The 22,300-nt window shown below is 68.5% G+C and carries 20 protein-coding genes; 9 read left to right on the top strand and 11 right to left on the bottom strand.

All coding sequences use genetic code 11. The features are described 5' to 3' along the window. Both BLU54_RS09450 and BLU54_RS09445 read right to left on the bottom strand, forming a co-directional pair. Nucleotides 1-701: MFS transporter (locus tag BLU54_RS09450; RefSeq protein ID WP_139169592.1), on the bottom strand; the 701-nt coding region annotated here is incomplete at its 3' end. 210 nt (nt 702-911) lie between these two features. Continuing rightward, entirely contained in the window at nt 912-1,787 is an 876-nt protein-coding gene (locus BLU54_RS09445; RefSeq protein WP_170845091.1) for a Rossmann-like and DUF2520 domain-containing protein, read from the bottom strand. Between the two features lie 227 nt (nt 1,788-2,014). Between BLU54_RS09445 and BLU54_RS09440 the strand changes: the two genes are divergently transcribed. Both BLU54_RS09440 and BLU54_RS09435 read left to right on the top strand, forming a co-directional pair. After that, a complete protein-coding gene (locus BLU54_RS09440; protein ID WP_091907448.1) occupies nt 2,015-2,896 on the top strand; it encodes a LysR family transcriptional regulator in 882 nt (293 codons plus the stop codon). A gap of 279 nt (nt 2,897-3,175) precedes the next feature. Further along, on the top strand, nt 3,176-3,898 hold the full coding sequence (locus tag BLU54_RS09435; protein ID WP_091907340.1) for a pirin family protein: 723 nt from the start codon (nt 3,176-3,178) through the stop codon (nt 3,896-3,898). A gap of 19 nt (nt 3,899-3,917) precedes the next feature. Here the strand turns inward: BLU54_RS09435 and BLU54_RS09430 are convergent, their stop codons facing one another. After that, nucleotides 3,918-4,862, bottom strand: coding sequence for an NADP-dependent oxidoreductase (locus tag BLU54_RS09430; RefSeq protein WP_091907446.1), 945 nt, complete (start codon nt 4,860-4,862; stop codon nt 3,918-3,920). A 401-nt stretch (nt 4,863-5,263) separates the two neighbouring features. Here BLU54_RS09430 and BLU54_RS09425 point away from each other — a divergent pair, with 401 nt between their 5' ends. Beyond that, nucleotides 5,264-5,815: a sterol desaturase family protein gene (locus BLU54_RS09425; protein ID WP_139169590.1), complete on the top strand. Its 552-nt coding sequence runs from the start codon at nt 5,264-5,266 to the stop codon at nt 5,813-5,815. Here the strand turns inward: BLU54_RS09425 and crtB are convergent. Genes crtB through BLU54_RS09405 form a run of 4 tightly spaced genes read right to left on the bottom strand, consistent with a single transcriptional unit; the run spans nt 5,700 to nt 10,934 of the window. Then, nucleotides 5,700-6,719, bottom strand: a complete 1,020-nt coding sequence (crtB, locus tag BLU54_RS09420) for a 15-cis-phytoene synthase CrtB (RefSeq protein WP_091907338.1) — start codon at nt 6,717-6,719, stop codon at nt 5,700-5,702. The two genes, BLU54_RS09425 and crtB, sit on opposite strands and share 116 nt — an antisense overlap. Continuing rightward, on the bottom strand, nt 6,716-8,206 hold the full coding sequence (locus BLU54_RS09415) for a phytoene desaturase (protein ID WP_091907335.1): 1,491 nt from the start codon (nt 8,204-8,206) through the stop codon (nt 6,716-6,718). Before BLU54_RS09415 ends, crtB begins: the two co-directional genes overlap by 4 nt. Beyond that, a complete protein-coding gene (crtY, locus tag BLU54_RS09410; protein ID WP_235837867.1) occupies nt 8,203-9,507 on the bottom strand; it encodes a lycopene beta-cyclase CrtY in 1,305 nt (434 codons plus the stop codon). The genes BLU54_RS09415 and crtY overlap by 4 nt, the downstream gene beginning before the upstream one ends. A gap of 8 nt (nt 9,508-9,515) precedes the next feature. Beyond that, entirely contained in the window at nt 9,516-10,934 is a 1,419-nt protein-coding gene (locus BLU54_RS09405; RefSeq protein ID WP_235837866.1) for a glycosyltransferase, read from the bottom strand. Between the two features lie 229 nt (nt 10,935-11,163). Here BLU54_RS09405 and BLU54_RS09400 point away from each other — a divergent pair, with 229 nt between their 5' ends. Next, the gene (locus BLU54_RS09400; protein WP_091907333.1) at nt 11,164-12,156 is read left to right on the top strand and encodes a polyprenyl synthetase family protein; all 993 of its coding nucleotides are present in this window, start codon (nt 11,164-11,166) and stop codon (nt 12,154-12,156) included. Between the two features lie 40 nt (nt 12,157-12,196). Here BLU54_RS09400 and BLU54_RS09395 read toward each other — a convergent pair whose 3' ends face one another. Next, nucleotides 12,197-13,600, bottom strand: coding sequence for an MFS transporter (locus BLU54_RS09395; protein ID WP_091907440.1), 1,404 nt, complete (start codon nt 13,598-13,600; stop codon nt 12,197-12,199). A gap of 438 nt (nt 13,601-14,038) precedes the next feature. Here BLU54_RS09395 and BLU54_RS09390 point away from each other — a divergent pair, with 438 nt between their 5' ends. Genes BLU54_RS09390 through BLU54_RS09370 form a run of 5 tightly spaced genes read left to right on the top strand, consistent with a single transcriptional unit; the run spans nt 14,039 to nt 18,602 of the window. Further along, nucleotides 14,039-14,770, top strand: coding sequence for an energy-coupling factor ABC transporter ATP-binding protein (locus BLU54_RS09390; RefSeq protein WP_091907331.1), 732 nt, complete (start codon nt 14,039-14,041; stop codon nt 14,768-14,770). 7 nt (nt 14,771-14,777) lie between these two features. Beyond that, nucleotides 14,778-15,371 carry an energy-coupling factor transporter transmembrane component T family protein gene (locus tag BLU54_RS09385; RefSeq protein ID WP_091907329.1) on the top strand — a complete coding sequence of 198 codons (594 nt, stop codon included), beginning with the start codon at nt 14,778-14,780 and terminating at the stop codon, nt 15,369-15,371. 50 nt (nt 15,372-15,421) lie between these two features. Then, nucleotides 15,422-15,994: a biotin transporter BioY gene (locus BLU54_RS09380; protein ID WP_091907328.1), complete on the top strand. Its 573-nt coding sequence runs from the start codon at nt 15,422-15,424 to the stop codon at nt 15,992-15,994. After that, entirely contained in the window at nt 15,994-17,442 is a 1,449-nt protein-coding gene (locus BLU54_RS09375) for an AMP-binding protein (RefSeq protein ID WP_091907326.1), read from the top strand. The genes BLU54_RS09380 and BLU54_RS09375 overlap by 1 nt, the downstream gene beginning before the upstream one ends. Then, on the top strand, nt 17,439-18,602 hold the full coding sequence (locus tag BLU54_RS09370; protein WP_170845068.1) for a thiolase family protein: 1,164 nt from the start codon (nt 17,439-17,441) through the stop codon (nt 18,600-18,602). The genes BLU54_RS09375 and BLU54_RS09370 overlap by 4 nt, the downstream gene beginning before the upstream one ends. A 63-nt stretch (nt 18,603-18,665) precedes the next feature. Here the strand turns inward: BLU54_RS09370 and BLU54_RS09365 are convergent, their stop codons facing one another. The 3 genes from BLU54_RS09365 to BLU54_RS09355 all read right to left on the bottom strand — a co-directional run bounded on the left by BLU54_RS09365 (nt 18,666) and on the right by BLU54_RS09355 (nt 21,198). Next, the gene (locus BLU54_RS09365; protein ID WP_235837876.1) at nt 18,666-19,316 is read right to left on the bottom strand and encodes a nitroreductase family protein; all 651 of its coding nucleotides are present in this window, start codon (nt 19,314-19,316) and stop codon (nt 18,666-18,668) included. A gap of 506 nt (nt 19,317-19,822) precedes the next feature. Next, entirely contained in the window at nt 19,823-20,653 is an 831-nt protein-coding gene (locus BLU54_RS09360; protein ID WP_091907319.1) for a hypothetical protein, read from the bottom strand. A 26-nt stretch (nt 20,654-20,679) separates the two neighbouring features. Further along, complete coding sequence (locus tag BLU54_RS09355) at nt 20,680-21,198, bottom strand: tetratricopeptide repeat protein (protein WP_235837865.1); 519 nt, start codon at nt 21,196-21,198, stop codon at nt 20,680-20,682. Nucleotides 21,199-22,300: the final 1,102 nt, after the last annotated feature.

Raw genomic sequence — 22,300 nt, 5'->3', positions numbered from 1 at the left:
GTCTCGGTGGTGTGGCGTCGGATGTAGTACGCCACCGGGCCGATGATCAGGCCGAAGAAGAACGGCACGCGCCAGCCCCAACTGGCCATCTGCGCGGCGTCGAGGTTGCTGGTGAGCGTGACGCCGAAGAGCGCGGCGAGCAGCGTGGTCAGGCCCTGGCTGGCGACCTGGAAGCTGGAGAAGAAACCGCGGCGGTGCTGGGCGTGCTCGGCCATGAAGGCGGTGGCGCTGCCGAACTCGCCGCCGGCGGAGAAGCCCTGGATCATGCGCGCGAGCGTCAGCCCGATCGGCGCGGCGATGCCGATGGCCGCGTAGGTGGGCATGAAGGCGATGAGTAGCGTGCCGAGCATCATCAGGCCGATGGAGAGGGTGAGCGCGGCCTTGCGTCCGGCGCGGTCGGCGTAGATGCCGAACACGATGGCGCCAAGCGGGCGCATGAAGAACGACACGCCGAAGGTGCCCAGGGCGATCATCAACGAGACCGTCTCGTTGCCCGACGGGAAGAACAGCTTGGAGATGGTCGCGGCGAAGAAGCCGTAGACGACCAGATCGAACCACTCGAGCGCATTGCCGATCGAGGCTGCCACGACCACGCGCCACGTCGGCGTCGTCGCGCCCACCGTGGACGCGGCATAGGCGCTCGACGCCGTCGAGGCGACATGCGGGGAGTCTGAGGGCACCACGGGTTTCGTTGTCGTCATGATGATGACCTGACACTGTTGAATGGATTGCGACGCACGCCGACTCTGTCGGCTCGCATCGGCAACTCAGTGTAGGAGGGCGAAATTACGGCCGATTCTGCGCAAGCGAGCCAAAACTTATGAGCACTGATGCAAAGCGTGCCGGTGATGGTCGCGCCGTTCCATCAGTGAAACCGGGCCGTACGCATGCATGGCCGAAGCGGGATGCGCTCACGGCAGGTCGCGTCGACGCGCGATCTGCGCCGCAAGCGTGCTGAGCGCGCGATACGCATCGCCCGCCTCCGCATGCCACTGGGTCACGACCTTGGCCTGCGCATCGACCACTGCCTGGTCGCCGCGTGCCGCGGGTCCCGTCAGCGCGCGCTCCGGACCGAGCGCGCGCAGGTTGGCCAGCGTGTTGTCGAGCAGCGCATCGGCCAGTCGTGGCACGAGCGCTGGCGCCACGCCCGCCGCGAGCCATGCATCGCGGGCAACGGCCTGCGCCACCACCAGGAAGTTGGTCGCGAACACGGCGCCGGCGTGATACAGCGGCTTGCGCTGACTGTCGACCTCGAAGCAGACGCCACCGATCGCGCCGAAGGCCTGCCTGAGGCGTTCGGTTGTCTCGATACCGCCCTCCACACCACACGGCGTGCCGGCGAAGCCCGCGACCGCCGCAGCGGGCGATGCGAAGCTGTAGACCGGATGCACGCTGGCGGTGTGCCAGCCGTGCTCGGCGAGCGGCGACAGCACCGACGCCGACAGGAAGCCGCTGCAGTGGAAGGCCAATGGCGGCGCGCTCGGCGGCGTCGCGATCGTCGTGACGGACGCGACCATCGCGGCGACGGCAGCGAGCTGCGTGTCGGGTACGCTCAGCAGCCAGGCCGCGCTGTGTCGCGCATCGGCCAGATCGCACGACGCCTGGCCTGCGCCGATGAAGGCGCACGCCGCGCGCGTGCGCGCCGGATCGCGTCCGAACACTTGCTGGACACGAAACACACCTGCCGTGTGAAACAGGCGCGCCAGCGTCTGACCGACGCGGCCGGGGCCGACTACATTGAGCGTGGGTGGCACGGCGGGCGACGCAAGCGTTGAGGAAGGGGGCATGGCGGCGGTGCTCCGAATTGCGATGTGAACGGAACGGCTGCAGGGCGGGGTGCAGGGAGCGGCGGTCTGCATGTGCGCTGACCGAAGGTGGCACGCGCTGACGCCGATTATCGCGGATCGCCTGCCGGCGGGCATCGTGAGTTGCCGGCGGGCGCCGTGGTCTGCCAGTGGGACGTCGTGCGCTTCCGACAGTTATGATGCCGGTCTCAATGCGACCGGGAATCGCGATGCAGCTCGAAGACCTCAGACTGTTCGTCGCGACCGTCGATGCCGGCAGCTTTACCGCGGCGGCCGAGAAGCTCGGTCTATCCAAGCAGTACGTCAGCCGTCGAACCATGGCGCTCGAGGCAGAGATGGGCGCGCGTTTGCTGAACCGGACCACGCGCCGGCTGCAAGCGACCGAGCTTGGCATGACCTTCTATGGGCGAGCCATGCGAATCCTGGCGGAAGTGGCCGAGACCCAGGAGGTGATGGCCAACCAGGGCGCGACGCCGCGCGGCATCTTGCGCATCAGCGCGCCGATGACCTTCGGCACGATGCACCTCAGCCCGCGGCTGCCCGAATTCCTCCGGCGGCACCCGCAGGTCCAGATCGAACTCGACCTGAACGACCGCGCGGTGGACCTGGTGGCGGAAGGGTACGACATGGCGATCCGCATCGGCATACTGCCCGACTCCACGTTGATTGCCCGACGCATCTGCGCGGTCCGCACCGTCTGTTGCGCCAGCCCCGCCTATCTGGCGCGCCACGCCCCGCCCACCGCCCCGGATGCGCTGGCCGAGCACGCGTGCCTGCTGTACGGTCATGCAAAACACGTCGAGTGGCCTTTCCAGCGGGACGGGCGCCGCGTCGTCGTGCCGCTGCGCGGCCAGCTGCGCGCGAACAACGGCGAAGTGATACGGGACGCCGCGATCGCGGGCCTGGGCATTGCGATGCTGCCGACCTTCATCATCGACGAAGCGTTGGCGCGCGGCGACCTGCTGCCGGTGCTGGACGGTTGGCGCGTCCCCGACGGCGCGGTGCATGCGGTCTACCCACAGCATCGGCAAAGCTCGCGCCTGTTGCAGGCCTTCGTCGATTTCCTGCGCGAAGCCTTGGACGACGACTGACGGATCGCGCCGCGCACTCGCCGGGCGGCCTTGGACGTTGCGTGCGGCGCGGCCGCGCTCCAATGGACGATGACGGTTGCGCCGCGCACGCGATGCTTGCCACCGTGCGACGCGCACGGTCGCGCCAGCCGGATCCCGGCGATTGTCTCGAAAAAGTGGACAGTGTTGCGTCCGCCAGCCGCTTACGACACGATCGCGTTTCCAGTATCTTGATTCCATGACAGCGGGCGGCGCATTGCCGCTGCCGGTGCATCGGACAATATCGACTGGAGGTGACCCATGCTCGACATTCGCAGGGCTGACCAACGCGGCTTCGCCAACCATGGCTGGCTCAAATCGTTCCACACATTCTCGTTCGCGTCCTACCGCGATCCGGCTCAGCGCGGTTTTTCGGATCTGCTCGTCATCAACGACGATCGCGTGGCCGCGGGCCAAGGGTTCGGCACGCACCCGCATCGCGACATGGAGATCTTTTCGTACGTGCTTGAAGGCGCGCTCGAGCACAAGGATTCGATGGGCACCGGCTCGGTGATCCGTCCGGGCGACGTGCAATTGATGAGTGCGGGCACTGGCGTCGCGCACAGCGAATACAACCCGTCGGCGGACGAACCGGTGCACTTCCTCCAGGTGTGGCTGGTGCCCGCGGTACGGCACGCCGTGCCGCGCTATCAGCAGAAGCATTTCGCGCCATCGGACAAGCGAGGACGCCTGCGCTTGATCATTTCCCCGGATGGCGCGGACGGGTCGCTCGAAGTGCGGCAGGACGTGCGCGTGCACGCGGGACTGTTCGACGGCGCGGAGCATGCAACGCTGACGCTGGGGCCAGCGCGTCACGCCTATGTGCATCTCGCCCGAGGCGCACTGACGGTCAACGGGCAACGCATGGGCGAGGGTGATGGCGCGCGCGTGCGCGAGGCGCAGGCGCTGACGTTCACGGACGGCGAGGATGCCGAAGTGCTGGTCTTCGATCTGCGTCCCACCGAACTGCCGGAACTCGGCTGAGCGGGCGCGCATGGTTCAGTCAACTGCCCTCGGACCAGGCGACCGCCACCTTGCCGTGAACGTGGCCGTCCTCGACCCGTGCGAGGGCGGCTTTCACGCCGGACTTGCCGAAGGTTTCGTCGAGATATACGCGAACGCGCTGGGCGTCGATCAGCGAAGCGATCTCGCGTAGCTGCGCACCGTCGGGGCGCGCGGTGAAGCGTGCGGCGCGGGCCCGATGTGCTTGCGCAACCTCGGGCGAGGGCGCTTGCAACGTGGAAATCAACGCACCGCCTTCGCGCAGCACTTGCCACGAGCGCGCCTGGGTTTCGCCCGCCAACAGATCGAACACCACATCGATGTCGCGCGCGACCTCCTCGAAGCGCTGCCGGCGGTAGTCGATCACATGGTCGGCGCCCAGCGAGTCGATCAGCGCCAATCCATCACCGGAGCCGGTGGCGAACACCTCCGCGCCGCGCGCCTTCGCGAACTGCACCGCGAAATGGCCGACGCCACCCGCCCCTGCGTGAATCAGCACGCGCTGACCGGCGAGCAGCCCACCGTATTCGAACAAGCCTTGCCAAGCGGTCAGTGCCGCCAGCGGGACGGCGCCCGCTTGCGTGAAGTCGAGCAGCGCGGGCCTGGGGGCAAGTGCCTCGGCCGCCAGCGTCACGTAGTCCGCGAAGGTGCCCTGCGCATGGCCGACGAAGCCGAACACCGCGTCGCCCGGTACAAAGCCCGTTGCACCGTCACCGGCCGAGACGATCTCGCCCGCCAGATCACGGCCCAGCGTGAACGGCAGACGGTCGGCACCGATCGGCGGGTACTTGCCCTCACGGATCTTGAAATCGACGGGGTTGACGCTGGCGCCGCGGGTTCGAATCAGGAATTCGCCGGGCCCGGGCGACGGTATCTCGATGTCGTCCGGATGCAGATTGTCCGGACCCCCGAAGCGGGTCACGCGGTAGGCCGTCATCAGACTCATCATGCACTCCTTGTTCGCGTTGCGCGGTGCGGTCGGCAGATTCGCATTCGTCGCAGCCCCCCCACCAGGCGTCCCGATACGTGCCGTTCGATGCGTGTGCAAGCCGGCCGCCGCAAACCGCGTTCCCGTCGCGCCTGCGCCGGCAATGCGTGCTGGCCCGCCGACTATGGCGAATGTGGCGAATGCGGCTATGATCGTTATGATGAAACACGGCAACGCAGGGCGGCCACGCGCGTGCTTCTTGCAGAGGCGGCGCGCCGGCGCGCACGACAATTGCAATATCGTGCATCGTCACTGTCGGCGGCGCGGTCCGCCCGGCTCTTCTTCCAGCCTTTCTCCCAATTCGCGGTGCCTCGTTTCCTGCCTTGTCCGCCGCGCCGCGCGATCGTTCACCCACACCGATGACCATCCTGCTCAATACTGCCGTCTGTCTGGCTACCGTCGCCGCGATGGAGGTGTTCTCCATCGTCGCGCACAAGTACGTGATGCATGGCTGGGGATGGGGCTGGCATCGGTCGCACCACGAACCGCGTCAAGGCTGGTTCGAGAAGAACGACCTGTATGCGGTGTTCTTCGCCGGCATCGCGATCGCGTTGATTGCGCTGGGGACCGCCGGCCATCATCCGCTGGAATGGATCGGCGCCGGCATGACGTTGTATGGACTGCTGTATTTCGTCGCGCATGACGGTCTGGTGCATCAGCGCTGGCCGTTCCGCTACATCCCGCGGCGTGGCTACCTGAAGCGCCTCTATCAGGCGCACCGCATGCATCATGCGGTGCATGGCCGCGACGGCTGCGTATCCTTCGGGTTCCTTTACGCGCCGCCGCTGCCGGTTCTCAAGCGCCGTCTTCAGCGTCTGCATGGCGGGCCGCCGCGGGCCGCAGCCAGAGGGTCGCGGCACGCGGCCGAACCGCACGCCCCGGACGCCGCACGCGCCCGGCAAGCGCCATAGCCGTGGCGCCGGCCAGCAGGCGCAGCTTCTCCGGCTTCGAGGTCGCGGCGCGCGCGTCCCAGGCACGCGCGCCGCGCGCCCTTACCTTGACACCGATCTGCCGATACACGGCACGCGCGGCGGCGATGGCCCAGGCCGACCGCAACGGCAGCGCCGGAATGCCGGCGCGGGCCGATTCATAGTAGGGCTCCGCATGCTCGATCAGACGCGCGGCAAGTCGCGCCAGGGCGGCCCGATGAACGGGTGCGGCGAGCGCGCCGGGCGCATCGCTCGGCAAGCCTTCTTCGCGCAGCCACTGCGCGGGCAGGTAACAGCGTCCGATCGCAGCGTCTTCGACAATGTCGCGCGCGATATTGGTCAACTGAAAGGCCAGGCCCAGATCGCAGGCGCGGTCCAGCGTCGCTTCGTCTTCGACGCCCATCACCACCGCCATCATCAGCCCCACCACGCCGGCGACGTGGTAGCAGTAGCGCAAGGTGTCGTCGAGCGTCTCATAACGCGTGCCGCGCACGTCCATCGCAAATCCTTCCAGATGGTCGAAGGCGAAGCGCTGCGGGATGCGATGCCGGAGCGCGACATCCTGGAACGCCGCGAACGCGGGTTCGATCATCGGCTCGCCCCGGTACGCACGGCGCGTCGCGTCGAACAGCCCGGCGAGCCTCATTTCGGGGTCAGGTGCGCCGACGGCGGCCGCGCTGGCTCGCGCGTCGTCGTCCGGCGCGCGTGCTTGCGACGCGAAGCCATGATGCTGATCGTCGATCACGTCGTCGCAGTGACGACACCATGCATACAGCATCAGCGCGCCACGGCGCGTCGTCGGCGAGAACAGGCGCGCGGCGGCAGCGAAGCTCTTGGAGCCGACCGCGATCGTTTCGTTCGCATGGGCGAGCAGCGCTTCGCTCATGCGTGCGTCTCCGCCAGCATCAGGCCCGCGGTGGCCCTCGCCGAACCGATCACGCCGGGCACGCCGGCGCCCGGATGCGTGCCCGCGCCGACCAGATAGAGATTGGGCACCGCGGCATCGCGATTGTGCGGGCGGAACCAGGCGCTCTGCGTCAGGACCGGTTCGAGCGAGAACGCCGAGCCAACGTGCGCATTGAGTTCGTCGCGGAAATCGGCCGGCGTGAAGATGCGGCTGGTGACGAGATCGGCGCGCAGGTTGGGCATGTAGCGCGCTTCCAGGTAGGCCAGGATGCGATCCCGGTAACGCGGTCCTTCGACCGACCAGTCCAGCGGCGCATTGCCCAGGTGCGGCACCGGCGCCAACACATAATGGCTGCCGCAGTCCGGCGGCGCGAGCGACGGGTCGGTCACGCACGGTGCATGCAGATAGAGCGAGAAGTCGTCGGCCAGCGTTTCGCTTTTGAAGATGTCGTCGATCAGGCCGCGATAGCGCGGACCGAAGCACACGGTGTGGTGCTGAAGCTGCGTGTGACGGCGGCGCAGTCCGAAATGGATGACAAACAAGGAATTGCTGAAACGCTTGCCGCGCAGCGCGTTCGACTGCGCGACGCCGCGCGGATGATGGCCGAGCAGGGCGTCGTAGGTGTGCATGACATCCGCGTTCGACGCGACCATGTCGGCCTCGATCGTTTGTCCCTGCGCCAGGCGTACGCCGGTGGTGCGGCCGTCAGCCATTTCGATACGCGCGACGGGCGCGTTCAGCATCACCGTGCCGCCCAGGTCCTCGAACAGGCGAACCATGCCCGCGACCAGCGCGCCGGTACCGCCGCGCGGGAACCACACGCCCCATTGCCGTTCGAGTGCGTGGATCAAGGTGTAGATGGAGGAGGTCGCAAATGGATTGCCGCCGACGAGCAGCGAATGAAACGAGAACGCCTGTCGCAGGTGCTCGTCCTGCACGAAGCGCGAGACCATGCCGTAAACGCTGCGCCAGGCCTGCAGACGCGCGAGCTGCGGGCCGGCGCGCATCATGTCCCGAAACGACAGGAACGGCACCGCGCCGAGCTTCAGGTAGCCTTCCGCGAACACCGCTTTCGAATAGGCGAGAAAGCGTCGATACCCGTCGACGTCGGCCGGATTGCGGGCGTGGATCTGACGGTCCAGCGCGTCCTGGTCGTTGACGTAGTCGAAGCTGCTGCCATCTTCCCAGCACAACCGATAGAACGGCGACACCGGCAGCAGCGTCACGTAATCCGCCATGCGTCGGCCGGCGGTGTCGAACAGCGCCTCGATGGCCGAGGGGTCGGTGATCACCGTCGGACCGGCATCGAACTTGAAGCCGTGGTCTTCGTACACATAGGCACGGCCGCCGGGTTTATCGCGTTTCTCGACCAGCGTGGTCCGCACGCCGGCGGCCTGCAGCCGGATCGCCAGTGCGAGGCCGCCGAAGCCGGCGCCGATGACGACGGCGCGTCTCGTAGTGGTCATGCGTGTGTCCTGATCTGGTGAGGATGAATGCGCCGCGCGGCATCGATCGCCTGTCCGACCGGGACCGGCGGCTTGCCGCTGACGATGCGCAATTTATCCAGCGACGTGAGGCGGCCAGCGTAGAAACGCTGAATCAATGGTTCGGGCAAGCGATAGAAGCGCTGCATCACCTGCCAGCGCTGATCGGCATCGCCGGCCAGGAAAAGCATGCGGTTCAGCAAGCGGAAGAAGCCCTGCGCGCGCCATGCGCGATGTGCCTCGGCGTGAATTGTGTCGAACAGCACGGCGGTGTCGGGCAGGCTGTCGTCCATGCTGCCAGCCATGCCTTCCTTGACGTCCTCTCTGCCGCTCTTGCCGCCGCGCAAGCCCTCGCCGGCACGCCGGTAGCGCGCGGCGATGCGCTCGGCCAGACGCACTGCGTGGGGCAACGAATAGCCAGTGGTCGGATGAAAGAGGCCGGCACGCAGGCCACTGCGCGGTTGGCCGCCAGCGTCGCGCCAGAATGCGTCGAAGTCGCCAGCCAGCACGATCGGCAACGCGCCGCGCTCCTCGCGCAATACGGCTTCGATCCGCCAGCCCTGCGCGTCCGCGTAGGCAGCGATGTTCGCGCGCAATCGTTCGAGCGGCAGCGACTGGTCGTCGACGTAGTGCGTATCCTCGATCAACAGCGTGTGTGCGTCGAAGGGCAGTACGTAGACGAAGCGATAGCCGCCTGCCTGCATGACGCTCGCATCCATGATGACCGGCAAGGTCAGTCCATGCGGACGCGCGATGCGCACCTCCTGCCCGACGAAGGTCTGATAGCCCAAGGCGAGATGGGCGCTTGGCGTCGCCCCCCGGCCGTCGAGAATCGCGCGCGCCTGCAACTCGGTGCCGTCGGCCAGGCGCACGGTGGACGCGTCGACGATCGACGCCGAGGTGTGGGGCAGCAGCGCGTCGCCGAGCGCCGCGCCGACGACGCGCGCCAGATCGTGCGAGCGCACGCTCGCATACGCGCTGTTCAGGGTTCGCTCGTGCGCGGGAAAGCGTACGCGGTAGGCAGGCCAGCGTGCACCGACCAATGGCGCAAGCCACCGTTGCTGGGCCGCATCGAGGTCGTGCTCATGAAAGGACCAGGTGTGATTGCCGCCGAGCGCGTCTTGCTCGATCACCAGCAGGCGCAAGTCCGGCCGCTCGGTCGCGAGCCGCCACGCAATCAACGCGTTGGCCAGGCCGCCGCCGAGCAGGATCAGGTCGTAGCTGCGCGCCGTCATCGGCCCGTTCATCGGCCCATTCATCGTGTCATGTTTCGGAGCACTCACCAGGTCACTCATTGAACCGCCCCGGGATCGGCGCCTGCAGAGGCCGCCGCGCGACGCGCATCGCTTGCCGGGCCGTGGCCCGGCGACGGCGATGCCCGATCGTAAGGCGTGGCCGGGACCGCCGGCGCCAAGGTGCGTGCCGCGTGCTGCGCGAGCACGCTTTCGACAATGTCCGCCGCATAGGCGACGCCGCCGGCCTCGTCGAGTGCTTCGGCCAGCGCCGCCAGCCGCTGCCGCCGCTGCGCGGCTGCCGCGGACGAGGTGTCGAGCAGCGTCGCGAGCCTGTCGCGCAAGGCTCGCGCGCTCGCCCGGCGCGACAGGCGCAGACCGATGCCGGCGTGCACGACACGGGCGGCGACGCCGGCCTGGTCGAACGCGATCGGCAGGACCAGGATCGGCGTGCGCGCGGCCACTGCGTCCATCACCGTATTCAGGCCACCGTGCGAGACCACGGCGTCGGCGCGCGCGAGGGCGGCCGACTGGTCGACGAAATCGGTGACCCAGGTTGCGCCGTCCGCGCGCAGCCGGTCGGCCGCGGCGGCATCGAGACCGCCGCAATGCGCGATCAGCAACTGGGCATCGAGCGCCCGGCAGGCGCGCGCGATACGCCGGAAGATCGGCAGGCGATGGCCCTGCAGGGTTCCGAGCGAGGCGAACACGAACGGGCGGTCGGCCGCGACCGGGAAAGGCAACGCGCGTTGCATTGCGCGGGAGACGCGTAGCGGGCCGACTGCATGGAAGCCGGCCGGTGCCTGCCGGCGTGGGAAATCGAACGCAGCAACGGTCTGGCTGAGTTGCGCGTACGGCGAAAGGCAGGCATGCAAACCATCGCGAGCCGGCAAGCCAAGGCGGGTGGCCTGTGCCGCGATGGTTCGTCGGTGCGGTGTCATCAGCACGTCATAGACCTGCGTACTGCCACGACAGATGGCCAGCGATCGTTCGTCATCCCCGTAAGAGAAGGGCATTACCGGCAGCGGCAGGCCGGGCTCGCGGTTGACCGGCAGCGCGCACGCCACCGAGACGAATGGCAGGCCGAGCGCCTCGGCCACCAGACCGCCTGCCGCCTCCATCTGGTCGCACACCAGCCCGTCGAGATGGAGCGCCGTTGCAACTTCGGGCAGTGCTTCGCACAGCATGGCGGTCGTCCGCGCCATTTCGACGATCACCCGGCGCAAGCCGAGCGGCCCGCCGGGATTGGCGGCGCGACGCAAGGTCGCGGCGAGCGAGCCTGGCGGGTGGCTGCGCGTACCCACTGTTTCGAAGCCGACCGCGCCGTCGCGGAGCCATCCGCGTGCATCGGCCTGATGAATGAAGGTCACCCGATGCCCGCGCGCGACGAGTTCGGCCGCCAGCGCCTCCAGCGCATTGAAATGGCTGAAGAACGGTGGCGCGATTATGCCGAGCCGCATGGCGCGGATCGTGCTCATCGACGCGGACCGGTGGGTTTGCGTGTCGGACGTTGCTTGACGAGGCAGTGAGAGTGGGCGGCGTTCATCGGGCTTTCTTCACGGTGTTGGAACCATCGTATCGGGCTTCCGGCCATCCTGCTCTGCAAGCGAGCGGGGCGGCTCGCGGCATGCGCGCCGCGGGGCAGCGGATTTCGTCCGTGGTCCGTAAGATGGTCAAACCACGTTACGAATCGCCGAAGCCGCCGCCATGCCCTTGACGTCCCCGCCGAAATCGATCGACCCGAACAGCCGCGACCTGCCGGCGTTGAAGCAGGCCTGCGAGCGCAGGCTGTCCGAGCTGCTGCCGCAGTCGGACGAACGCGATCTGGTCGGCCTGGCCATGCGCGACTGTTCGCTCGCGCCGGGCAAGCGTCTGCGGCCGCTGCTGCTGATGGTGGCGGCGCACGACCTCGGCTGCACGCTACCGGCTGTGTGCGACCTGGCCTGTGCGCTGGAGATGGTGCACAGCGCGTCGCTGATCCTCGACGACATGCCGTGCATGGACAACGCGGCACTGCGGCGCGGTCGGCCGACCACACACCGGCGCTTCGGCGAGGACGTGGCGATTCTGGCGTCGGTCGCATTGCTCAGTCATGCATTCCGTATCGTCGCCTCGCTCGATGGCGTGGCGGCGGAAGATCGCGCGACCTTGTCGGGCGAGCTCGCCGCCGCGATCGGCACCCAGGGACTGGTCAAGGGCCAGTATCAGGACCTGCGTGACGGGGCGGCGCCGCGTTCCGCGGAGACGATCGCGCAGACCAACGCGCTGAAGACCAGCATGCTGTTTGGCGCGGCCATGGAGATGGCGGGCATCGTCGCGCAAGCGGATGCCCGCACGCGCGGCTGCCTGCGTGCGTTCGCCGATGAACTGGGACAGGCCTTCCAGCTCTACGACGACCTGAAGGATGGCGCCGGCAACGACAGCGCGGTCACCGGCAAGGATGTCGGGCTGGACGCGGGCAAGTCGACGCTGGTGGCGCTGCTGGGCGTGGAGGGTGTGCGACAACGCGCGTCGCTGCACGTCTGCCGCGCCGATGCGCTGCTGGCGGACGCCTATGCGGAACGCGATGGCATGCGCCGCTTCATGCACACGCTGTTTCCTGCCAGTGGCTTGACGGATGCGTCACGCGCCGTCAAGTCGTCGCGCGGCCGGCGTGCCACTGGCGCACCGGCCGGCACTACCCGCGTCGCGGCTGCCTGACCAGCGGGACGGCGCTTGGCAGCGCACGCTGCCCGGGCGGCTATTCCTTGGCGCGGTGCCCGCGCGCAATGTCGTCGCCGGTGCCCGGCGCGAGGCGCCGCGTGACCGGAATCGACATCAGGCTGAACAGACCGACCACGAAGTATGCCGGTGCAAAGTCTTCCCAGCCGAGCGTGGCGCTGCCATGCAAAGCGCGCGTCGCCTGCACGACCATCCCGGCGATTGTCACGCCCAGGCCCAGCGAGAGCTGTTGCACGACGCTGGCGAGGCTGGTCGCCCGTCCAACTTCGGTGCTCTTGATCTCGGCATAGGCGAGCGTGTTCAGGCCGGTGAATTGCAGCGCCGGGAAGAAGCCGCCGAGCAGCACCACCAACCAGATCAGCCAGACTGGCGTACCGGGAAACAGCAGGCCGCAGATCGCGATCGCGACCCCGGCGAAAGCCGCGTTGTAGAGCAGGGTGGTTCGGAAACCGAAGCGGCGCAGGGCACGCGGCGCCAACGACTTCATGAACATGCCGCCGACCGCCGAGCCGCAGGCGATGCCGCCCGCCTGAAAGGCGGTCATGCCATGCGCCTCCTGCATCGACAGCGGCAGCAGGAAAGGCCAGGCGCCAAGCCCGATGCGAAACAACGAGCCGCCGAGGACGCTGGCCTGGAAGGTCGGAATGCGGAAGAAACGCAGGTCGAGCAGTGGCAGCGCGACGCGACGCGCGTAGAACACATAGCTTCCGACCATCGTCGCGCCGATCGCGCACAGCACCAGCGCGTAGCGGGTCGGCACCAGGGCGCCGCCGATCAGCGACAGGCCGAGCAGCAGCACGGCGCCGCCGATCGCCGACAGCACGAAGCCGGTCCAATCGAGCCGGCCCGGATGTGCTTCGCGGGTGTACGGGATGAAGCGCCGCGTCAGCCAGACCCCATACAGGCCGATCGGCAGATTGATCAGGAAGACCAGACGCCAGTGCAGGTAGGTGGTGAGAAAGCCGCCGAGCAGCGGACCGAAGGCCGGCCCGAGCAGCGCTGGCAGGCTGATGTAGTTCATCGCCCGCACCAGTTCGTGACGCGGCATCGCGCGGAAGATCAGGATCCGTCCGACCGGCACCATCATCGCGCCGCCGATGCCCTGGATGAAACGCGCCACGGTGAGCATGGCCAGCGACTGCGCGACCGCGCACAGCAGGGAAGCCACGATGAACAGGCCGATCGCGGTGCCGAAGATGCGCCGCGCGCCGAAGCGGTCGGCCATCCAGCCGCAGATCGGGATGAAGACGCCGAGCCCGACGACGTAGCTGGTGACGGCAATCTGCAGGGCCACCGGATCGCGTCCGAAGTCCCGGGCGATCGACGGTAGTGCGGTGACGACGATATTCGCGTCGACTGCCTCGATGAACATCGCGCAGGCGACGATGAACGGGATGATGAAAGCCTTCTGGACCAGTTGCATGGAGAGCGCGCGACCGAGGACGGCGGACGCCGCGAAGATGGCGCGAGGTCGCCGTTTCGTTGTCGTGACGCCGTTCATCTGTAGAACAGGCCGCGCAGGGCGGCGCGGCCTTTGCCGTGATTATGCCAGTCTTGCCTCGGCAAGCTAAGCCGCGCGGGCAGATCGCGCGCGTCGGCGTGGCAATGGTCGCGTCGAAGCGACGCCGGTGCGCACTCGGCCATCACCACGCAGGTCGACGATCGCGGCGCAGCGCTTCCTACTGCCTGGCGCCCCTGCCGCTGGCCGCCGCGCGCTCTATAATGAGCGCCCGCAACCGGCCCGTGGCGTCGCCGGCTGCGTCGGCGCGGCGCCTCGACAGGGCGCGCGACCTGCCGCGCGCTTGGCAACAGGCGCGGCAGGTCGGGGCGCGCTGGCGTGTCGGCGCCGGGCATCGACCCTATGACCGTAGCTTCCGACGCATCCTGCGTCGCCCTCGATGGCGTGACCCTGCTGCGTGGCACGACGACCGTCTTCGACCGTCTGTCGCTGACACTCGGTGAACGGCGCATCGGCCTGATCGGTGACAACGGCGCCGGCAAGAGCAGTCTGTTCCGGCTCCTTTGCGGGCTGGATGCACCGCAGAGCGGAACGGTGCATGTCTATGGGCGCGACGTGCGGCGCGAGCGCGGCGCCTTGCCGGCGCTGGTCGGCCTGATGTTCCAGAATCCGGACGACCAGATCATCTATCCGACCGTGGTCGAGGAACTGGCCTTCGGCCTGACGGCGCGCGGCACTGCGCGCCGCGAGGCGCGTGAGCGGGCGCGTGACTTCCTCGGCGCGCGCGGCTTGAGCGAGTGGGCCGATCGCCCGGTCGGCAGCCTGAGCCAGGGCCAGCGGCAGCGCGTCTGCCTGCTTGCGCTGCTGATCTCGGCGCCGCGCCTGCTGCTGCTCGACGAGCCGTACGCGAGTCTGGACCTGCCCGGTCAGTCGCTGCTGGCCGCGGAACTCGCGGCGGCCGCGCAGCAACTGGTGGTGTCGACGCACCTGCTCGATCACGTGCGCGACTTCGAACGGGTGATCTGGCTCGATGCCGGACGCGTGCGTGCCGATGGCCACGGTCCTGGCGTCTGCGCCGCCTACGAAGCGGATGTGCGCGGCCGGCTGGCCGAGCGTCCTCCTCTGCCTTATTGACGACGCCATGGACAGTCTCTACGCTGCGCGACGTACCTGGCTGCATGCAGTACCGGCCTCGCTGAAGCTGGCCGTCCTCGCGGTCATGGGCACCGGCCTGTTCCTCACCGAACGGTTGGTCTGGCTGGCGGCGGCAAGCGCGCTGATTGGATTGCTTTTCGCATCGCTCGGCCGCAGTGGACGCGGTGCGCGCCGGATGCTGGTGTCGGTGGCGATCGGTTGCGCGCTGATCGTCGCTTTCCATGCCTGGACCGGCCGGCCGGCACTGGGCGCGATCACCGCGCTAAGGCTGATCAGCGCATCGCTGCTCGGCGCGATGCTGACGCTGACCACGCGTTTCGACGACCTGCTGGCGGTGTTGGAGACCGTCTTGCGGCCGTTGCGGCACGTTGGCGTCGATACCGCCCGGCTGGCCCTGGCGCTTGGCCTGATGCTGCGTTTCACCGAAAATTTCTTCGCGCAATGGCGGCGTCTCGACGATGCGCATCGGGCGCGCAGCGGCCGCGCGGGCGGCTTCGCGCTGCTCGCGCCGTTGACGATACGCACCTTGTCGACGGCGCGCCGTGTTGCCGACGCGCTTGCCGTTCGGCTCGGCGCCTGAGCGCCGCTGCCGTTTCGCACACCGCCTGACCACATCTTGCAGGAGCTTCGATGACCTCAGCCGTTTCCACCCGCTCCCTGTCCTTCGTCGCGCTGTTCGCGGCGCTGATGGCCGTCTTCGGGCTGATCCCGAAAGTGGATCTGCCGTTCGGCGTACCGATCACGATCCAGTCGCTCGGCGTGATGCTGGCCGGCTGTTTGTTGGGGCCGCGCCGCGGCTTTCAGGCACTGCTGCTGTTCCTGCTCGCCGTTGCGCTGGGCCTGCCGCTGCTGTCCGGCGGCCGCGGCGGCCTCGGCGCCTTCATGGCGCCGTCGGCCGGTTTCCTGCCGGGCTGGGCGTTCGGCGCGTTGGCGACCGGCCTGGCAATGCGCGTGCTGCCCGGCAGCGGGCCGCGCGGCATGGCGGTGCGTGCCTTCCTGGCTTCAGTGATCGGCGGCATCGGCGTGGTCTATCTGTTTGGCGTGCTCGGCCTGGCGTGGCTCGCGCACATGACGGTCGGGCAGGCGTTCGTCGCATGCATGGCCTTCATCCCCGGCGACGCGATCAAGTGCGTGGTGTGCGCGATGATCGTCCACACGGTGGCGCGCGGCATGCCTGACTGGGATTTCGACGCGCCGCGTTGATGGCGACCGCGCCGTTCTTTGCCACGCTCGACGCCGCCTTGCGCCACTGGGCCGGGCGGCGGCCGCTCGCGGTGGCACTCGATGACGGCGCTACGCAGCTGACGTTCGGCGCGCTGCAGGCCGGCGTCGCCGCGCGCGCCGCCGGTCTGCGCGATGCGCCCGCCACGGTCTGGGTGGGCGAACACGCGTCGCCGGTCGAACAACTGGTCGACTTCCTCGGCATCGTCGCCAGTGGCCGGGCCGCGGCGGTAGGCGACCCGGACTGGCCCGCATCGGTGCGCGCCCGCGTGGCCGCGGCCATCGACGACCGGCCCGCGGCACGGCCGCCGCCCGGCCCCGAGACCGATTTCTACGTTGGCTTCACATCCGGCAGCACCGGCCTGCCGAAGGGCTTTCGGCGGACCCACCGTTCGTGGACCGAGAGCTTTCGCGTATGCCTCGACAGCTTTGGCGACGGTGCCGCGACACGCGTCCTGGCGCCCGGGCGGTTGTCGCACTCGCTCTTCCTGTTCGGCATGCTGCTGGGCGTGTGGACCGGCGCGGGCGCCGTCGTGCAACGCCGCTTTGCCACGCAGCGCGCGCTCGACGTGCTGGCGGATGGCGCCGCGCAGGCGCTGGTCGCGGTGCCGAGCCAATTGGCATTGATGCTGGAACGCTCGGCACGGCGCGCCACTGCGCGATGCCATGCCGTGCAATTGGTGATGATCAGCGGCGCGCGCTGGATGCGGCACCGTACCGGCGAGCTGCGCGCGCTGTTCCCGAATGCGCGCCTGATCGAGTTCTACGGCGCATCCGAAACCAGCTTCATGGCGTGGACCGAGGCGGACCCCGCGTTGCCGGATGCCGTCGTGGGGCACCCGTTCGCCAATGTCGAGGTGAGCATTCGCGCGCTCGACCAGCCCGAGCGCGAAGCCGAGGCGGGCGTCCCGGGCCTGATCTTCGTGCGCAGTCCGATGTTGTTCAGCGGCTACGTGGCCGCGGCGGTCGAGGACGACACCGCCGCGCTGCGCGACCGGGACTGGCTGTCCGTGCGCGACGTCGGGCACGTCGATGCGGCTGGCCGTCTATGCCTGGCCGGACGCCAGAAGCGAATGATCGTGACGCAGGGCAAGAACCTCTTTCCGGATGAAGTCGAGACCGCGCTGCTTCGCCACCCGTCGGTGGCGGCCGCGTCGGTGCACGGCATCGCCGATCCGCTGCGCGGCCGACAGGTGCTGGCCTTCATCCAGCCGGCCAGCGGCGCGGCCGCGCCGACGTCGGCGGCGCTGGCCGCATGGTGCCGTCAGCGGCTCGAAGCATACAAGGTGCCGCGGCGTTTCATCGTGCGCGACAGCCTGCCGCTGACCGCGAGCGGCAAGACCGATCATGCGTCGCTGGCGGCCGCCGCGCACCAAACTGCCGACAGCAGCGGCGAAGCGTCGCCCGGCCCGCAAGAGTTTCCCGCGTGAAGGCGACGGACGTCGCGATCATCGGCTGGGCGCGCAGCGCCGTTGCGCCGGTCGGCGCAGCGTTCTCGGACCGCGAGCCGCATGCGCTGGCCGCGCCGGTCGTCCAGGCCTTGCTGTCCCGCGTATCGCTGCCGCTGGCCGCGCCGGACGCGCTGGTGGCCGGCAATGCGCTCGGCGCCGGCGGCAATCCGGCACGCATGGTCGCGCTGGCTGCGGGGCTGGCCGACCGCTGCGCGGCGCTTTCGGTGGACACGCAATGTTGCGCGGGGCTCGACGCGGTGTCGCTCGCGGCGGCGATGGTGCGCGCCGGCAGCGCGGAGCTGGTCGTCGCCGGTGGGGTCGAGGCCTGGAGTCGGGCGCCGTTGCGCTCGCGCCGGCCACGCTGCGACGGCGAGGCCCCGCTACCGTACGAACGGCCTGCTTTTGCGCCGGACCCGGCACGCGATCCGGACATGTTCGAGGCGGCCGCCGGCCACGCGGGCCGCATCGGCTGCACGCGTGCCAGCCAGGACGCATACGCGGTGCAGGCGCACCGACGCGCGCTCGCGGGCCGGGCGACGGTTGCGCCCGAAATCGTGTCGGTCGGTGGACTGTCGCACGATGCCTATCCGCGTGCGGCGTCGCTCGAACGCGCGTTGCGCATGCCCAGCGTTGCGCCGGCCGATGACGGCGGCACGCCGCCGCGCGACTGTTCGGTTGGCCGGCTGGCGGTTTCGCCGAAGGCCGATGGCGCCGCTTTCGTGTTGTTGGCCAGCGCCGCCGCCGTGCATCGTCTGGGACTGCAGCCGCGTGCTTTCTGGCAGGCGAGCGCGTCGCTCGGCGCCGCCCCCGAGACGCCGATGCTTGCCGCCGCCGATGCCGCGCGGCTGGCCTTGCAGCGCGCCGGCAGAACGGCCGACACGCTGGCAGCGATCGAACTGCACGATGCGTTTGCGGCGCAGGCGCTGGCGTTCGCGGCGGCCCTCGGCATCGCACCCGAGGCGCTCAATCGCCACGGCGGAGGCCTGGCGCGAGGACATCCGATCGGTGCGTCCGGGGCGATCGCGCTGGTCCGCGCGTTGGCCGATCTGGCGGCATCCGGCAACAGCGGCGACGCTGCGCTGGCCGCGGTCGCAGGCGCTGGCGGCGTAGGGGCGGCGGCCGTCGTCGTGCACGCCTGATGATGACGAGCACGAGCAAAAGTGCGGTCGCCGGTCAGCCGGCATGAAGCACGCGCTGCCGCGTCAGCGGAGCACCGTGAAGAAGTCGTCCAGCGTGCTGCGCGCGGTGCGTGTGCGATTCACCGGCGCGCGCTCGTCGGCGTAGCCGAGCGCGACGCCGCAGACGATGTTGCGCGCCGGGTCCAGACCGAGGGTCTGGCGGATGAGGCGGGGATAGAGCGCCAGCGCGCCGATGGCGCAGGCGCCCAGCCCTTCGGCCGCCGCGGCGAGCAGCAGCCCGTGCAGCGTCATGCCGAGGTCCATGTAGGCGCCGGCGCCGAGTTTCGCATCGATGGTGACCAGCAGGGCCAGCGGCGCGTCGAAGAAGCGGAAATTGCGTTCGAACTGCGCGTCGCGGCCCTTGCGGTCGTCGCGCGCGACACCGAGCGCGTCGTACAGCGCGCGTGCCGCCGCGACCTGACGCTTGCGCAGGGCGAGTGGCATCGGCTCCGGGAAGTAAGTGTAGTCCTCTGCTTCGCGTGCGCCGCTGCGCCAGGCATCGACCAGCGCGGTGCACAGCCGCTCGCGCGCGGCCTCCGCGACGAGGATGAATTCGCCCGGTTGCAGATTGGCGCCGCTGGGCGCGGCGCGCGCGAGCGTCACGAGCCGTTCGATGGTGCCCGCCGGCGGCGGCTCGGGCAGGAAGGCCCGGCACGAATGACGATTGTTGACCAGACGGGCGAAGTCATTTGCCGAGGCGTTCGCGGCGGCATCTGCCGCGTGCGGTGCGTCGGGCGCTGCGAGACCGGGGCCGACGCGCGGCGATGGCGCGCTCGGAGCGGCGCCTTCGTGGCCTGCGGCGTGGTGGGCAGGCGATGTCGGACGAATCGCCGGACGCGCACTGTCAGCGGAGGAGGACGAGGCGGACGCCATGGGCAAGCGTGAGTGACGAAGCCGTCACCGTGCCACGGCTGGGCAGGGCTGGCAAGCCGTCGGGTCACGTCACGCACAGCGGCATGCGTCGCACGGCCGGCAATGGGCCGCGCGGCGCCGCTCCGAGGCGACGAGCCGGGCTAATGAGGGGAGCTGGCGAACGGAGGTAGCGACCGGAGCGTGCCGAGCCGACAGGCGTCGGCGCATAGGCGTTGCGTGTCGGCGTGGCCGGGCAGGCGCTGGCCGAATCGGCTCACGCGTGCCCGCCTGACTTACTTGCCGGCTTAGTTGCCGGCTTAGTTGCCGACTTACTTGCCGACGCCCAGCCGGCCGCCGCGGCCGAGACCGCCCTGGACTTCCTGCGCCTTGTAGTTGCGCAGCGAGACGACCATCTTGTTGTAGGCGTCGATGAATGCCGCAACCGTGGCCTTGCCTTCCGGCGTACGCGAGAAGCCGCTCAGGCCAGCCGCCGAGCCGCCCCCGAACGCGCCCAGCGCGGCGCCGAAGTTGGTCGCCGTTGCGTTGCCTTCGGAGATGCCGATCTGAACACCGGAGCGGATGTCGAACAGCGACAGCGTGACGACCGACGCCTTCGACTCAAGCGAGCCGGCCAGCGCGCCGACGGTCGAACCGAGCAGGCTGCCCAGGCCGCCGACCACCTTGCCCGTCGAGTCGTTGTCGATGACGATCGACGGCTCGAGGTAGTAGTCGGCCGCGACACGCTGGCCTTTCTGCTGCCGCGAGCCGGCGCGGAATTCGCCCGAGTTGCGCTGCTTGTCGGTAATCGCGGACAGCTTGCTCTCGGTCCGGTTGTTGCCGATCGACGTGATCACGAAGCAATTCGATTGCTGCACCGACAGACGCAGCAGCGGTTCGATGGTCGTCACCTTGGTGGCGGCGCCGAAGCTCGTGAACCATTCCTTGCCGCGACCGTCGTCGACCGCCAGCGTGCCCAGCGGCGCATCGCAGCGTTCGAGGCCGGTGTTGGCGTTCACGCTCGTGCTGCCTGCCGCCGCGCCGGTGGAATCGGTCCCGCTGGTCCCCTTGGAAAGCAGACCGCCACTGGGCATCGCGCAGCTGGCCAGGCCAAGGGCCGAGGACAGGAGCAGTGCAGACAGCGCGAATTTCTTGTCGAACATGGGAATTTTCCTCTTCTCGTGAACAATCAATAGAAATACCAGGCCCCGTTGCGCCAGTATGAGTAGTAGTGATAGCCGCTGCTCCAGTAACCCAGCCACGCAGCCCGGTGCGCGTTGAGCCAGCGGCGATAGGCGACCTCGTCCTTCTTCGCCTGCTGCGCCTGTGCCAGCAAGGTCTTGGCTTCGGGGTCGCCGCGCTCGGCGGCGAGCAGCAGCCACGATTCGGCTTCGGCCGGATCGGACCCCATTTCCTCCATGCCGGACAGATAGAAGCGGCCGAGTGCGAGCTGGGCCTGCGGGTAGCCACGTTCGGCTGCGTCCCGCATCCATGTGATGGCCTGGTAGGTGTTGCGCCTGATTCCGTCTCCCCGGAAATAACGCAAGGCCAGGTCGAATGCGGCGCGAGGATCCTGTTTCGCTTTTTCTTCCAGCGCCGCGATCTGGCTGTCTTCCGGACTGGACTGTTGCGGCTGGAACGTCGCAACATTGCGCGGCTGCTGCGAGCAGCCGCTGTCCTGTGTGCAAAGCCGGATGGTGTTCCCCATACCGTCCGTATTATTCGCTGCACACCCCGCAACAGATAGCGCCGACGCAAGAATTGTTATCGATATTCTGAACATTCTTGTGATGGTTTCTCAAGTCAGACGCGCGGATAATGTCATAGATTTCCGACTAATGCTATCGGCCTTTCAATATCGCAATACTGCTGGTTGATTCCGGTCGAATCGGTTCGACGGCCCACATGCAGGCCGATCGCGATGTGCGGCGGGTTATATCGGGCATGTCCGGCACCGCTCGGCCATTGCCGGGCCGGCATTCGCGATAATGCATCGATGGCGCCGAACGCGGCCCGGATCGCGACGCGCGCGCGTGCGTCGGCCCCGCGCAGGGCAGCGTGACCGTTGCAATAAAGTGTGCAAAAACGCAACGCGACTGCCTCGCGAAGCCGGCTGTTCGGCCGCGCGGCGGTGGCGCCCCCGGCGCATCAGCTCGCCGGACCTACGGCAAGATCGCAGCGGGACGCTGCGAGATAGTCACGAAAGCCGTGAAATGTCGGCGACGGGCGGCGCGCTCGGGAGCGAGGCAATGGTCTGCCGACGCCGCAGTCGTCACATCTTTCATGGGAAGCGCCGCATCGCCGCCTGTCCAGGCGGACCTGCAAACGGCGGCGGGAGCTGGCGCGGCGCACACGGCGTCTCGCGCGTCGCGCATCTGCATGGCGTTGCACTTATCGCACTACAGCGGCGGAGATACCGGTCCACTGCAAGCGATGGGCGCGCCCGCGCCCGCGATATGTGCGCATCGTGCCGATAGCTAATACGCACCTGCCTGCCGCCATTTCAGGGCAAGCCCGGGCGGCGAAATGAACGCCCATTCAAGCGATTCTGTTCTGCAATCGGTTCAGCGCGGAACGCGTCAATCCCAGCGCCCCGGATTGATGCCGAGCACGCTGTGCTTTAGATGACACGCTGCGGATTTTAATCGCCGCGTGACCACGCTTTTTCAGCCTTTCGCATAAAGGAAACGCGCAGCGGAATAAAACCATTTTATAGACATGGAAATACCGCATTCACCGCATCACACCTCGGCATGCGATGCATGTGGCTTCAGCCAATGGCCGTTGGGGCGGCGCCGTAACATGCGCGG

Origin of the sequence: Chitinasiproducens palmae (assembly GCF_900095735.1) — a bacterium.
GTDB lineage: Bacteria > Pseudomonadota > Gammaproteobacteria > Burkholderiales > Burkholderiaceae > Chitinasiproducens > Chitinasiproducens palmae.
Note: the sequence above shows the minus strand (reverse complement) of the source record. Positions and strands in the feature narration are given on the sequence as shown.

What these genes read in the sequence shown, in the direction of transcription:
- BLU54_RS09395 (WP_091907440.1), bottom strand. Translation starts at nt 13,600, where the DNA reads ATGCAACTGGTCCAGAAGGCTTTCATCATCCCGTTCATCGTCGCCTGC.
- BLU54_RS09355 (WP_235837865.1), bottom strand. Translation starts at nt 21,198, where the DNA reads ATGGGGAACACCATCCGGCTTTGCACACAGGACAGCGGCTGCTCGCAG.
- BLU54_RS09435 (WP_091907340.1), top strand. Translation starts at nt 3,176, where the DNA reads ATGCTCGACATTCGCAGGGCTGACCAACGCGGCTTCGCCAACCATGGC.
- BLU54_RS09430 (WP_091907446.1), bottom strand. Translation starts at nt 4,862, where the DNA reads ATGAGTCTGATGACGGCCTACCGCGTGACCCGCTTCGGGGGTCCGGAC.
- BLU54_RS09440 (WP_091907448.1), top strand. Translation starts at nt 2,015, where the DNA reads ATGCAGCTCGAAGACCTCAGACTGTTCGTCGCGACCGTCGATGCCGGC.
- BLU54_RS09425 (WP_139169590.1), top strand. Translation starts at nt 5,264, where the DNA reads ATGACCATCCTGCTCAATACTGCCGTCTGTCTGGCTACCGTCGCCGCG.
- BLU54_RS09375 (WP_091907326.1), top strand. Translation starts at nt 15,994, where the DNA reads ATGGCGACCGCGCCGTTCTTTGCCACGCTCGACGCCGCCTTGCGCCAC.
- BLU54_RS09380 (WP_091907328.1), top strand. Translation starts at nt 15,422, where the DNA reads ATGACCTCAGCCGTTTCCACCCGCTCCCTGTCCTTCGTCGCGCTGTTC.
- crtB (WP_091907338.1), bottom strand. Translation starts at nt 6,719, where the DNA reads ATGAGCGAAGCGCTGCTCGCCCATGCGAACGAAACGATCGCGGTCGGC.
- BLU54_RS09400 (WP_091907333.1), top strand. Translation starts at nt 11,164, where the DNA reads ATGCCCTTGACGTCCCCGCCGAAATCGATCGACCCGAACAGCCGCGAC.
- BLU54_RS09385 (WP_091907329.1), top strand. Translation starts at nt 14,778, where the DNA reads ATGGACAGTCTCTACGCTGCGCGACGTACCTGGCTGCATGCAGTACCG.
- BLU54_RS09390 (WP_091907331.1), top strand. Translation starts at nt 14,039, where the DNA reads ATGACCGTAGCTTCCGACGCATCCTGCGTCGCCCTCGATGGCGTGACC.
- BLU54_RS09360 (WP_091907319.1), bottom strand. Translation starts at nt 20,653, where the DNA reads ATGTTCGACAAGAAATTCGCGCTGTCTGCACTGCTCCTGTCCTCGGCC.
- BLU54_RS09405 (WP_235837866.1), bottom strand. Translation starts at nt 10,934, where the DNA reads ATGAGCACGATCCGCGCCATGCGGCTCGGCATAATCGCGCCACCGTTC.
- BLU54_RS09415 (WP_091907335.1), bottom strand. Translation starts at nt 8,206, where the DNA reads ATGACCACTACGAGACGCGCCGTCGTCATCGGCGCCGGCTTCGGCGGC.
- BLU54_RS09445 (WP_170845091.1), bottom strand. Translation starts at nt 1,787, where the DNA reads ATGCCCCCTTCCTCAACGCTTGCGTCGCCCGCCGTGCCACCCACGCTC.